A 12074-nucleotide genomic window follows, 5' to 3' on the forward strand; every position below is an offset into this window, starting at 1 on the left:
GACTGTGGGCGCTTCGTACTCCATCGGTAGTAGGACCCAATGCGTGCTCAGGTACGACGACGGGAACAGATCGACAAGGCATCGTGTTGGTTATGAGAGCCGACCGTTCGCCGCGCCGGGCCCCGGGGCCCCGCCTCACGCAGAGGACCAGCTGATGAGCGCCCTCGCGTTGTCCGTGGTCCTGTCGCTCGTCTCCGCCGTGGCGTACGCGGCCGGGGCGATCGTGCAGGAGCAGGTTGCGGTGTCCTCCCCCGACGAGCACTACGCCCCGCTGCGGCGGCCCGGCTGGTGGGCGGCGGTCGCGCTGAACGGCCTCGGCGGCCTGCTGCACGTCGTGGCGCTCGCCTACGGTCCTCTCAGCCTGGTCCAGCCGCTGGGCGCGCTGACCATCGTGTTCGCGCTGCCGATGGCGGCGATGTTCGTGAGCCGCAAGGCCGGGGCGACGGCCTGGCGGGGCGCCATCATGGCGACCATCGGTCTGGCCGGTCTGCTCTCCCTGGTCGGCGCGGCCGACGTGCAGTCGCTGAACACCCCGCAGCGGGTGGGCGCGGCCGTGGTCACCGGCGGCGCGGTCGTGGCGCTGATGGTCGCCGGCCGGGCCGCGCACCGGCACCCGGCGGTGCGCAGCATGCTGCTGGCGACCGGCTCCGGCATAGCGTTCGGCATGTCGTCGGTGTTCACCAAGACCGTCGCGGTCGACTGGACCGGCGGCGTCTCGGCGGCCGACGTGCCCTCCCTGGCGGTGATCGGCGTCCTGGCCACGGCCGGCATGCTGCTGTCCCAGGCCTCCTACCGCGGTGCGGGCCTCGCGGCCCCGCTGGCCACACTGACCGTGGTGAACCCCGTGGTGGCGGCCGCCGTCGGCATCACGATGTTCGGCGAGACGTTCCGCTACGGCACCACGGGCACGGCGCTCGCCCTGAGCTGCGGTGTGGTGGCGGCCGGTGGCCTGATCCTGCTGACGACCGAGCGGCTGGCGAGCACCCAGCCGGAGACCGCCGGCGCGCGGCCCGAGGAGACGCGCGCGGTCCCCACGGGCGTCGCGGCGCCCGTGGCCGACCTCGTCGCCGCGTTTCCGGAGCCTGCTGACGACACCGTCGCGGAGCGGCCGGGCATCGCGCTCCCGGAACAGTCCGTCGGCTCGGCGGCGCCAGCGGAAGCCTCCCCGGAGGTGACCGGCACCGTGCCGGACGAGGTGTCCGGGCCCGCCCCGGCGGAGGAGGAGGCGGGGAAGCCGGTGGTTCCCGTCCCCGCGCACCTTCCCCTGCCGTTGTACGGGCCGTTCTACGGCGGCCCGTACATTCCGATGCCGGTGTTCGACCGGCACCGGGTCCGCATCAGATCCTGACGCCGCCGGCCCGCAGATAGGCCACGGGATCGATGTCCGAGCCGAACCCGGGCCCCGTCCGCACCTCGAAGTGCAGATGCGGGCCCGTGCTGTTGCCGGTGGACCCGGAGCGGCCGATGCGCTGACCGGCGCCCACCGACTGGCCGTCCCGCACGGAGATCGCGGACAGGTGGGCGTACTGCGAGTAGCGGCCGTCGGAGTGCCGGACGACCACCTGGTAGCCGAAGGAACCGCCCCAGCCCGCGCTGACCACCGTGCCCGGCGCGACGGACTTCACGGACGTGCCGGTGGGCACGGGGAAGTCGACGCCGGTGTGGTAGCCCTTCGACCAGGACGAACCCGTCGCGTGGTACGGCGTGCCGAGACCGGCGTCGACCGGAGCGACGAAGGAACGGCCGGTCGACTTCTTCTCCGACGACTTCTTCTCGGTCGTCTTCTTGTCGGCCGACTTCTTCTCGGCCGTCTTCTTCTGCGCGGGTTCCTTGCGCTCTGCGGTGCCGGGGGTTCCGGTGGCCGGCGCCTTGGTGGCGGACTGGCCGCGCAGGTTCAGCCGCTGGCCGGGAACGATGAGGTCCGGATCGGTCCCGATCGTCGTCCGGTTCGCGGTGTACAGCCGCTGCCAGCCGCCCCGTACGTCCTTCTCGTCGGCGATCCCGGAGAGGGTGTCGCCGCGCACGACGGTGTACATCTCGGCGGTGCCGGCCCGCGACTGGGGCGTGGTCTGCGGCTGGACGTCCTTGAGGGTGCTCGCCGGCTTGGTGCCGGCGGACTTCGCGGACGTACCGGCCGGATGGATGTCGGGGGTGTCGCCGCCGGCGGTCAGTCCCGCCCGCACGGAGCAGGCCGGCCAGGCGCCCGGCCCCTGACCGTCCAGCACCTTCTCGGCCACGGCGATCTGCTGGTCCTTGGTGGCCAGATCCGCGCGCGGCGCGTACCGGGTGCCGCCGTACTCCTCCCAGGTGGACTGGGTGAACTGGAGGCCGCCGTAGTAGCCGTTGCCCGTGTTGATGTTCCAGTCGTTGGTCGACTCGCACGCGGCGACCTTGTCCCAGGTGTCCACGTCGGCAGCCTGGGCGGCTCCGGCGCCGATGAGCGGGATCGCCATGCCCGCACCGCCCGCCGTGACGGTGAGCGAGGCCCGGTTGATCCTGTTCGGCTGATACCGGCGGTGCCGGCCGCGTACGGCCATGGAGATCCCCCTCGACATGCGTCAGGAGGGGCAAAAGTAAGGTCCGCTCACTGGCCGTGACAAGACGAGTATCAGCCGCACTGGCTCAACTCGGCCGGATGGCACGTCTGTTGCGTGACACCTGAGACGGGCGGGCCCCTGTGTCCGTATCCGGGTGGGCGACTTCGCGTGTCCAGCGCGTGCGGTGGGCGGAGCGACGCGACAGGATGTGCACGGGACGGGGCGGGACCCGCGCCGACGTGTGCGCGTCACGCAGGGATCACCGACCCGACGAGCTACAGATTCTTGAGGAGCCAACCGCATGACTGACTCAGCCCAGATCGGCGTCACCGGACTCGCGGTCATGGGCCGCAACCTCGCCCGCAACTTCGCTCGCAACGGCTATACGGTCGCGCTGCACAACCGGACGGCGGCGCGCACGCACGCCCTCGTGGAGGAGTTCGGCGGCGAGGGCGAGTTCATCGCTGCCGAGACCGCCAAGGAGTTCGTGGCGGCGCTGGAGCGCCCCCGCCGTCTGGTCGTCATGGTCAAGGCCGGGGAGCCGACCGACGCGGTGATCCAGGAGTTCGCACCGCTGCTGGAACCCGGCGACATGATCATCGACGGTGGCAACGCGCACTTCGCCGACACCCGGCGCCGCGAGCGCGAGCTGCGGGAGCGCGGCATCCACTTCGTCGGCACGGGCATCTCCGGCGGCGAGGAGGGCGCGCTGCACGGCCCGAGCATCATGCCGGGCGGCTCCCCGGAGTCGTACGAGTCGCTGGGCCCCATGCTGGAGAAGATCTCCGCGAAGGCGGCCGACGGGGCGCCGTGCGTGACGCACGTCGGTCCGGACGGGGCCGGGCACTTCGTGAAGATGGTGCACAACGGCATCGAGTACGCCGACATGCAGCTGATCGGCGAGGCGTACCAGCTGCTGCGCGACGTCGGCGGGTACTCCCCCGCCGAGATCGCGGACATCTTCCGCACCTGGAACACCGGCCGGCTGGACTCCTACCTGATCGAGATCACGGCCGAGGTGCTGTCGCACGTGGACGCGGCGACGGGCGAGCCGTTCGTGGACGTGGTCGTGGACCAGGCCGAGCAGAAGGGCACCGGCCGCTGGACCGTGCAGATCGCGCTGGACCTCGGGGTACCGGTGTCGGGCATCGCGGAGGCCGTCTTCGCCCGGTCCCTGTCCGGCCACGCGGCCCTGCGGGAGGCCTCGCGCGGCCTGTCCGGCCCGAAGCCTGCCGCGCTGGGCCGGGCGGAGGCGCAGGCCTTCGCGGACCGGGTGGAGCAGGCGCTGTACGCCTCGAAGATCGTGTCGTACACGCAGGGCTTCCACGAGATCGCCGCGGGCGGCGCGGAGTACGGCTGGGACATCGACCTCGGCGCCGTCTCGGCGATCTGGCGGGGCGGCTGCATCATCCGGGCGGCCTTCCTCGACCGGATCCGCGCCGCCTACGACGCCCGGCCGGACCTGCCGAGCCTGCTGTCCGACGAGACGTTCGCCTCCGAGATCGGGGCGGCGCAGGACGCGTGGCGCGAGGTGCTGGTCGCCGCGACGCTCCAGGGCGTTGCCACACCGGGGTTCGCGGCGGCGCTCGCGTACTACGACGCGCTGCGTGCCGAGCGGCTGCCCGCGGCGCTGACGCAGGGGCAGCGGGACTTCTTCGGCGCGCACACGTACCGGCGCGTGGACCGGGACGGGTCGTTCCACACGCTGTGGGGCGGGGACCGGTCGGAGGTCTCGGCGTAGAGGTCTGAGGCGTCTGCCTTTTCGAGGGGTGGGTTGCGGTGGGCGGCGTCCTGCGGGGTGCCGCCCACCGCTCTGGGCCCCCGGGTCAGCTGAGGGGTGGGCCCGGCTCCGGGTTCGGGACCGGCTCGGGGCCCGGCGGGATCGGGGACGGGTCCGGGTCCGGGGGCGGTGGACCCGGATGCGGCGGGGCCGGGGGGGTCGGGCTCGGGGGCGGGGGCGGCTCCGGGTCCGGTCCGGGAACCGGTGGGGTGGGGTCCGGTCCCGGGGGTGGCTGGGGGTTCGGGACCGGGCTGGGGTACGGGTCGGGACCCGGCGTCGGCGGTGGCTGGACGGGATCGGGGTACGGGTTCGTCATCGTGTCCTCCGGCCAGGGATGGGCTTGGCTCTGGACTACTCCCCCGCCTACCCGACGGCGGCGCGCGCAGTCACCCGGTGGTGGCACAGGGTGCGCCCGGCCGGGTCCCCCGCCGCGCGCGGTCAGTCGCGCCCTGCCGCCCCGGCGCCCGCGGCCAGGCCCGGCGCGGGACTGCTCAGCACCGGCACCGGTGTGGTGGTGAGGTGCTGGGCGGGGGCCATGGAGGCCTGGGCGAGCACGATCGCGTCGGCATCGGCGGCGGTGACCGTGTCGGCGGTGGCGGCGACGAGGCGGACGTAGCCCTCGGTGTCGCCGGCCTCGAAGCGGTCCCAGGCGCCGTCGACGAGCAGCGTGCGCACGGCGACGGGACGGCCCGCGCGGGCGGCTTCCTCCGCGACCAGTTCCGCGGTGGGGCCGAGGGTGCTCTCCAGGGCCGCCAGGACGACGACGCGCGGGCCCGCGGCGACCGCGGCGGCGGCCATCGGACGGTCGACGCGCAGCACCGGGACGCCCGGCGCGGCCGTCAGCGCGACGGTCTCCGCGACCGCGCCGAGCGTCGAGCAGGTGCACAGCACCGCGCGCGCCCCCTCGGCGACCGCGCGCGCGAGCACGGCCCGTACGTCGTCGGCGACCGCGTCGGGTCCCTGGGCACGCGCGCGGGTCAGCAGGTCCTCGTCGACGAAGTGACGCAGTTCCAGGCCGGGGTGGGCCCGGTCACGCAGGGCGTCGAAGACGGGGACGTGGACGGGTGAGGTGTGCAGGAGGGCGAGCATCGGACGCGCTCAGAACCGGCCGGGGTGGGCGCGCAGCCACTCCTTGGCGGCGGTCAGCAGCGCGGGGTCGGCCGCCGGGGCCTCCTCGGGGTGACGCGCGGCCCACTTCACGACGTACGGGCAGAGCGGGGCGACGGGGACGCCCTCGCGTGCGGAGATCGCGTACAGCTCGCGGGCCAGGGAGCCGGCGATGCCCTGGCCCTCGTGGGCCGGCTCGACGATCGTGTGCACCGGGACCAGGGCGGGCGCGGGCGACTCCAGGACGAAGTACTCGATGCGGCCGACGACTTCGCCGCCCTCACCGAGCGCTTCGAGGCGGCCGGCCGGCCGGTCGTCGCGGATGCTGATGTCGCTCACGGGCACTCCTGGGGCTGCTGCGGTGGTCAGGCGGACACGGCCTGCGGGCTGCGCTCCTGGTCCGACCCCGGCACCGGCTCCGCCGGATCGGCGCCCAGTGCCACGATCCGGTTGTCGCGGTCCACATGCACGACCCGGGGCTCCAGTGCTCGCGCCTCGGCGTCGGTGACCTGAGCGTAACTGATGATGATCACCAGATCTCCGGGGTGCACGAGATGAGCGGCGGCCCCGTTGATCCCGACCACACCGGAACCGCGCTCACCCTCGATGACGTACGTCTCCAGCCGCGCGCCATTGGTGATGTCGACGATGTGGACCAGCTCACCGGGCAGCAGATCGGCGGCGTCCAGCAGGTCGGCGTCGATGGTCACCGATCCCACGTAGTGCAGGTCGGCCTGGGTGACGGTGGCTCGGTGGATCTTGGACTTGAACATGGTACGAAGCATCGAGGTACTCCTGGATCTAGGCTCCCTGCCTGCGTTTTCGCAGGTCAAGGGCGGTTTCCACACCCTACAACGAGTCGCATGTTCGGGCAGCGTCCCCAAATTCTCCAGGACTCATGCTGACCACTTGCCGACTTTTCCGACACATCGCCAGGCGAATGAGGGAGGGCGTCACCGCTCTCCCGGACCCGCCGCGACGACGGCCCAAGCCTAAGCAACACCCGCCAAAGGGCGTCCGTGATCACCGTCACTCCGGCGGCCTGGGAGGCAGTGCCGGGGGCCGGCCATCCCTCGATCGTCACATCGAGCGCCCAGTCGTACGACGTGGCTCTCCGGCACCGCCTGTGGACCGCCTCGCAGAAGCTCACCGGTGTGGAGTCCGGCACCGTTGGCGAGACCTGCAGTAAGTCTGCGCCTCGCCGCCGGTGACGGCGTTCGCCCGGGCTGCGCCGGAACCTTCAGCGGATCCGTCAGGACCTCGGCCGGACCGCGCCACGCTCGACCGGAGCCCCGCCACGCCGGTGTCCTCAGCGGGAAGACTCCGGCGTGGCGTCCTTGTGCTGCTTCCGGGCCGCTCGGCGGCTCAGGCAGCGGCCAGCTTTCGGATGCGCGGGTGGTTCTCCAGAGCCCACCGCACGGTCTTCGGCGGGCGGCCGAGCAGGGTCTCCAGCTGGTCGGTGGTGCCGCGGTACCCCCCGCCGCCCATCAGCCGGGTCAGGGTCTTCAGGTGCTCCGCGATGTGCGGGAAAGCCGCCAGGGCGGGGTCGACATAGGTCTCGTTCCAGGTTTCCACGTCTTCGGGAACGTACGTGACCGGGTGTCCCAGCACGGCCGCGTAGTCCTCCGCGAACCCGTGCATGTCCTTCAGCTCCGGGCCGGTGAGGTCGTAGGACTTCGAGATGTGCGGCGCCGGGTCGGTGAGGATCTTCACGCAGAGCTCCGCCACGTCGTAACCGGCGATGGGCGCGAGCCGGTGGTCAGCGAAAGGCAGGCGCAGTTCACCCCTGCTCAGCGGCTCCAGTGCCAGCCAGGTCATCAGGGGGTTCTCGACGAACATGGCCCCCCGCACGTTGACGGTCGGGACGCCGGACCACTCCAGCACCTGCTCGGCGACCCAGTGGGCCCGCTGCTGCGGCGACCAGTTGGCGACGAGTCCGCCGAGCCACGCGCGCCGTTCCTCCTCCGGTGCGGTCATCCTGTCGAGGGTCATGAACGACTGCTCGTACTCGGAGATGTTGACGAACACCTCGATGTCGCCCTGGGCCCGCGCCGCCGCGGCCATCAGGCTGACGGCGTCGGTGTAGTACGGCGACAGGCTCATGCTGAAGTAGATGCGCCGGACGCCCTTCAGCGCGGCGGTCACGTCGGCGATGGTGAGCAGGTCCCCGACGAAGACCTCCGCCCCGGCCTGGCGGAGCGAGCGCGCGCGTTCGTCGTCCTGCCGTACGAACGCGCGCACAGGGTGCCCTTCTTCGAGCAGCATGTCCACCATCGTCCGGCCCACACCGCCGATTTCGCCGGCGGCACCGGTGATCAGGATGGGATGGCGCTCTGGCATCAAGGTGTCCTCTGTCTGGTGGGGGTGGGTCAGCTGTTCGGAAAGTCGGGGAGGTGGGCGGCGACCGTCCTGCCGGGTGGCCGACTCCGGGTGAGCCTGCGCGTCAGCCGGCCAGGCGGTTGATCCTGCGGATCTGCTTGTCGAAGGTCCGGGCGGGAACGAGACGGCGCAGTGCGCTCGCGCGTCCGGCCGTGGGGCCGGCGGTGTGGCGCAGCTTCGGCCTGGCGTCGGTCGCCGCCGCGACGATCGCCTTGGCGACGACGGCGGGCGCGTCGAGCCGACGCCGGCGTGTCGGGCTTCCCCCGAACGCCGGGCGGTAGGGACGCGTTCGGGAGGGTTCGGGAGGGGCCGTACGTCAGCGCACGCCTGCCGCGTCGAGCAGGGTGGTCACCGTGGGCGCGATGAGACCCGTCAGCCTGTCCGCTCCGATGCCCGCGCGGGCGCTGGCGCCGTCGAAGACCAGGCTGAGCTGCCGAGCCAGCAGACCGGGATCGCTCGCCCCGCCCTGCTCGGCCTCGGCACGGAAGAAGGCGGTCAGGTTCTCCTTGACCCCATGGGCGACTCGGCTCGCGGGGTGGCTCTGGTCCTTGAGCTCGATCTGTGCGGCCAGGTAGGGGCAGCCGTAGAACTCGGGCGCGCGCGACTGCGATTCCACCTGATCGAACACGTGCAGGATCCGCTCCCGGGGTGAACGGCCGTCGTCCGCCTCGGGCAGGAGCGCTGCCACATAGGCGGAAGTGCGCCGCTCCAGACTCGCCGCCAGCAGTTCGTCCTTGCTCTCGAACAGCTGGTACATGGAGCGCTTCGACACTCCCGCCGCCTTGCACAGCGCCTCGACGCCGATGCCGACGCCTTCTCGGTAGGTGAGTGTGGCCGCTGCCTCCAGCAGCCGCTCCCTGGGGCTCGGCTTCACTTCGGTGGTCATACCGCGAGGTTAACCCGAAGCGGACACAATGAAAACCGATCGGTTTCAGTGGCCACGGCAGAGGCTCGGCGATGATCAGATCCGGGGAGAACACCTCGTCCGCCCCGTCGACGTGGCCGGTGTCCGGTGTCGTGGAGCCCCAACTCGCGTGCGGCGACGCGCAAGGCGGTGCTCGTGGCCGAGCGCACCACCTCGCTTGCGGTGTCGGCCGTACCGATCGCGGGCATGAGGTACCCCATGGTGTGCGGTGCGGGCTGCGCCAGCTACGGTGAGTGATACGGAGCACTCTCTGCCGGAACGGCCGATCGCCGGCTTCCTGACCGTGCGGAACGGGCCCTGGGGAAGGCCGAACAGGACGGGCCCGTTCACAACTTGCCCGTCCTGAGGTCCGCGCTGCTCTTGAGGATCGCGGAGTCCATGCTCCAGTTCTCCGGCTGGACCCTCTCCCAGAGGCTTCCCTTGCCGAGTTCCCTACCCAACTGGTCCTCTCGACGGAACCACTGCTCAGCGCTTCTGATCCTGTTGGGGTGGATCTCGTCGAGCAGAGCGTAGTCCCTGGTGATGATCCCGTGCTTCCACACATTCCAGAAACCCGTGAAATTGTCGCGGAAGCTCATGGTGCTTTTGTCGTTGGGGTCGGCGTTGTATCCGGCAGGGTGATCGGCGATCCCTGTCAGGTCCGGACTGTTCCAATACGCGTCCAGGTCCGTGTCGATGTACCGCGCCGGGCGCCCCGTGACCTTCTCGAATGCGGCAGCCATGTCGGCATAGGTCATGTGCTCGATGGCGACTTCGAGGTCCATGCCGTTAGCCCGTTCTGGATGGTCGAAGAGCCAGCGGACATAGAATCCGCAATCTTCGAGAGCCACGTGCGGAACGGCTCCCTCACCGAGTGGGACTCGCCACGTGACGACACCGTCCTCGACGGTGGGTGTCATGGGCGTGAGCGGTGAGATCACCATCTCGATATAGGGACCGGAGGTGAAGACCGCCGCTCCCATCCGGTCCCTGTTCTTTTCGTTCTGGAACAGCACCCATTCGGCCATGCGCCCCTTGCCGTCATAGTGGCCGGTGCGGAACCTGGAGTCGTAGCCTGCTTTCTTGAGGGCGTAGTCGAGGTTTCCGTAGACGAAGAACTTGACACCTTCTTCGATCGCTATCTCATAAGTGCGGATGGCCCAGTAGGTCTCCGTTTTCTCGCCGGTGTTGAACCCGTCGATGTTGATGAACGCCCCGTCGCAGCCGCGAAATCCTTCGCGCAGTACGTCCTCGTCGGCGAATGACCCTTCGAGAATGGAGACGTTGCCGAGCGCGAGGAGATCCTGGGCCCGGGGGGAGGCGGCATCCCGCGTGAGGACCTTGGCGGAGTACTTCTTGTCGGCGACAAGAGCGCGGACAATGGGTATCCCTTGGGCCCCTGTGCCGCCGATGACGAAGATGGTGGAGGTGGCATGAGTAGTCATGTTCTCGACTCCAAAGAGGAAACCGATCGGTTTCTCATACGGTACACCGATCGGTTTCCAGGCGGCAAGCGTCCAGGCGTCCGGATCTTCACCGTGGTGCAGCGCGGAGGGGTCTGCGTGCTCGTGGCGTCCAGTGACCTGATCGCGTAGGGACGCCACATCGGCACGGGGCGTCAGGCCCTCAAAGGGCTCATGATCCGTCGGCCGTAGGTCCGAGCCCGACCGGCGCCACCGCTCGGTGTGCGCGCCGACGGAAAACCTTCTAGCAGCACGCAGGTCCACGCGGAGAAGAAGCGCGCTGCGCCGTCTGTCGCGCAAGCGCGCCGGGAGCTGGGGCGGAAGACGTCGCGGAATACGCGAGTCGCATGTCGTCAGGCGACCGCCGGGGGCCCCAGGGGACCCCGGCGCGACGACGGCACAACCCTGAGCAGCGCCCTCCCAGGGGCAGCCGTGATCACCGTCCCTGCGGCGGTCCGGACGGCAGCCGAGAACGAAGGCGGGTCAGCTGCTTCCGTTCGATGATGGTCGCGACGGCGCGCAGCCAGGTGGCCGCTGTGTCGTCGGCGGCGATCCCGCCCACGAGTTCGGTGCCGGCCCGCAGCCACTCCCGTACGAGGTCGGCCGCCTCGCGGCGGGGCAGGGGCTCGGGCAGCTCCGCGGCGTGGGCTAGTCCGCCGGCGCGCACGGTGTCGGCGAGGAAGGCGACCGAGCGCGGCTCGGTGCCGAGGCGGTCGAGGACGACGGCGGCGGCCGCGGCGCCGTCGCCGAACAGCGCGGTGCGCCGGGTGCCGGGCTCGGCGGTGAGGCCGTAGCGCAGCAGGACGGTGATGTCGAGCCGGGCCAGCTCGTCGTCCGTGCGGTCGGGCGGGTACGGTGCGTCGTCGTTCATGGCGGGGCCTCGGGTGTCTCGTCTCATCCGACTGGTCCGCTGCGGCTCAGTCGACGGTGACGGTGTAGGTGATGCGCTCGGGGGCCTGGGAGGGTGGGGCCGCGCTCGTGGTCGGAGTGGCGGAGGGGCCGGTCGTCCCGGGGGGCCGGGTCGAGGTGTTGCCCTGACAGGTCGTGAACGTGCAGTGCAGCAGCGTGAACCGGGTGGTCCCCTTGCCCTTGGCCTCGAAGGTGAAGGTGCGCCGGCCGTCGGCACCGGCCACCGGCTCGTCGCCGGAGTCCGACGCGTGGTCCTGACCGCGGCTGACCAGCACCGAGCTGTCGGGCTCGGGGTCGACCAGGTACCAGTACTCGCGGGTGGAGGCGTTCTGGTCGACGGTGAGCGTGAAGCGCTCGCCCGGCTGGGCGGTGATGCTGGTGTCCTCCACCGGGTGGCTCGTCGGGCGGCCCGCGGTGCTCGTGGAGCCGTCGCCCGGTTCGTCGGTGCCCGAGCCGCAGCCCGTGGCGAGAGCGAGGAGCGCGGCCGCCGCGATCGCGGAGCCGCCCCTGCTACCGCGGAAGATAGACGCTGTACGCATTGGGGAGATCACTGTTGGAAGCCTTGCCCATGTGGCCGTTGATGAAGTCGTCCTCGCTGACCCAGGTCGTCGAGCCCCAGGGGTTGTACACCTGGAGCATGTCACCCTCCTGGGCGATGATGGTCATGGCGTGGGCGCCCTCCTTGCCCGAGACGTCGACCGGCACCGGATGCCCCTGCGCCACCGACCTCTCGACCTCGGTGAGGACAGCCCTGCGGTCGGCGTCGCTGTTCAGATCCTGGCGCTCGTAGTCGCTGCCGGTGGCACTGCCGACGGCGGTGTCGTTGATCCGTTCCTGCCCCTCGGGCCCATCCGCCGCAGCGCCCTGCGGCGCGCCCTTGTACGCGGGGGTGGCCCGCAAGCAGGTCAACGGGGCTCGCACGGCCGGACTGCGGCCTCGCGGCCGGGTTGACCCTCGACCTGGTCGAGGGGTCAGAGTCCCGGGTGTGGAGAGCG

Annotated in this window: 12 protein-coding genes and 1 pseudogene; 2 read left to right on the top strand and 11 right to left on the bottom strand. The window is 71.1% G+C overall.

The features are described from left to right. Positions 1 to 154: 154 nt before the first annotated feature. Positions 155 to 1348 carry a DMT family transporter gene (locus ACFWJX_RS19515; protein WP_383244439.1) on the top strand — a complete coding sequence of 398 codons (1194 nt, stop codon included), beginning with the start codon at positions 155 to 157 and terminating at the stop codon, positions 1346 to 1348. On the opposite strand, the gene ACFWJX_RS19520 is transcribed toward ACFWJX_RS19515, so the two are convergent. After that, positions 1338 to 2537, bottom strand: coding sequence for a transglycosylase family protein (locus ACFWJX_RS19520; RefSeq protein ID WP_383244442.1), 1200 nt, complete (start codon positions 2535 to 2537; stop codon positions 1338 to 1340). The genes ACFWJX_RS19515 and ACFWJX_RS19520 overlap by 11 nt on opposite strands. 301 nt (positions 2538 to 2838) lie before the next feature. Between ACFWJX_RS19520 and gndA the strand changes: the two genes are divergently transcribed. Beyond that, positions 2839 to 4278: an NADP-dependent phosphogluconate dehydrogenase gene (gene gndA, locus ACFWJX_RS19525; protein WP_383244445.1), complete on the top strand. Its 1440-nt coding sequence runs from the start codon at positions 2839 to 2841 to the stop codon at positions 4276 to 4278. Between the two features lie 477 nt (positions 4279 to 4755). On the opposite strand, the gene ACFWJX_RS19530 is transcribed toward gndA, so the two are convergent. The 10 genes and pseudogenes from ACFWJX_RS19530 to ACFWJX_RS19575 form a co-directional block, all read right to left on the bottom strand. Further along, complete coding sequence (locus tag ACFWJX_RS19530) at positions 4756 to 5406, bottom strand: aspartate/glutamate racemase family protein (RefSeq protein WP_383244448.1); 651 nt, start codon at positions 5404 to 5406, stop codon at positions 4756 to 4758. 9 nt (positions 5407 to 5415) lie between these two features. Continuing rightward, complete coding sequence (locus ACFWJX_RS19535) at positions 5416 to 5763, bottom strand: GNAT family N-acetyltransferase (protein ID WP_383244450.1); 348 nt, start codon at positions 5761 to 5763, stop codon at positions 5416 to 5418. 26 nt (positions 5764 to 5789) lie between these two features. Continuing rightward, positions 5790 to 6209, bottom strand: a complete 420-nt coding sequence (gene panD / locus ACFWJX_RS19540) for an aspartate 1-decarboxylase (RefSeq protein ID WP_383244453.1) — start codon at positions 6207 to 6209, stop codon at positions 5790 to 5792. A 580-nt stretch (positions 6210 to 6789) separates the two neighbouring features. Continuing rightward, complete coding sequence (locus tag ACFWJX_RS19545) at positions 6790 to 7764, bottom strand: NmrA family NAD(P)-binding protein (RefSeq protein WP_383244456.1); 975 nt, start codon at positions 7762 to 7764, stop codon at positions 6790 to 6792. Positions 7765 to 7867: 103 nt separating this feature from the next. Beyond that, positions 7868 to 8038 (bottom strand): annotated as a pseudogene (locus tag ACFWJX_RS19550) (short-chain dehydrogenase/reductase); the annotation flags it as partial. A gap of 81 nt (positions 8039 to 8119) precedes the next feature. Then, positions 8120 to 8689 (bottom strand): TetR/AcrR family transcriptional regulator, encoded by a 570-nt coding sequence (locus ACFWJX_RS19555; RefSeq protein ID WP_383244459.1) that lies wholly within the window; start codon positions 8687 to 8689, stop codon positions 8120 to 8122. A 365-nt stretch (positions 8690 to 9054) separates the two neighbouring features. Continuing rightward, positions 9055 to 10434 (bottom strand): NmrA family NAD(P)-binding protein, encoded by a 1380-nt coding sequence (locus ACFWJX_RS19560; RefSeq protein ID WP_383244462.1) that lies wholly within the window; start codon positions 10432 to 10434, stop codon positions 9055 to 9057. A 172-nt stretch (positions 10435 to 10606) separates the two neighbouring features. Further along, positions 10607 to 11041 carry a hypothetical protein gene (locus ACFWJX_RS19565; protein WP_383244463.1) on the bottom strand — a complete coding sequence of 145 codons (435 nt, stop codon included), beginning with the start codon at positions 11039 to 11041 and terminating at the stop codon, positions 10607 to 10609. Positions 11042 to 11087: 46 nt separating this feature from the next. Continuing rightward, positions 11088 to 11618, bottom strand: a complete 531-nt coding sequence (locus tag ACFWJX_RS19570; protein WP_383244466.1) for a protease inhibitor I42 family protein — start codon at positions 11616 to 11618, stop codon at positions 11088 to 11090. Beyond that, a complete protein-coding gene (locus ACFWJX_RS19575; protein ID WP_383244468.1) occupies positions 11590 to 12000 on the bottom strand; it encodes a hypothetical protein in 411 nt (136 codons plus the stop codon). The genes ACFWJX_RS19570 and ACFWJX_RS19575 overlap by 29 nt, the downstream gene beginning before the upstream one ends. Between the last annotated feature and the right edge of the window lie 74 nt (positions 12001 to 12074).

The sequence above is a fragment of the Streptomyces sp. NPDC058335 genome (assembly GCF_042723915.1).
In the GTDB taxonomy this organism is placed as follows: domain Bacteria; phylum Actinomycetota; class Actinomycetes; order Streptomycetales; family Streptomycetaceae; genus Streptomyces.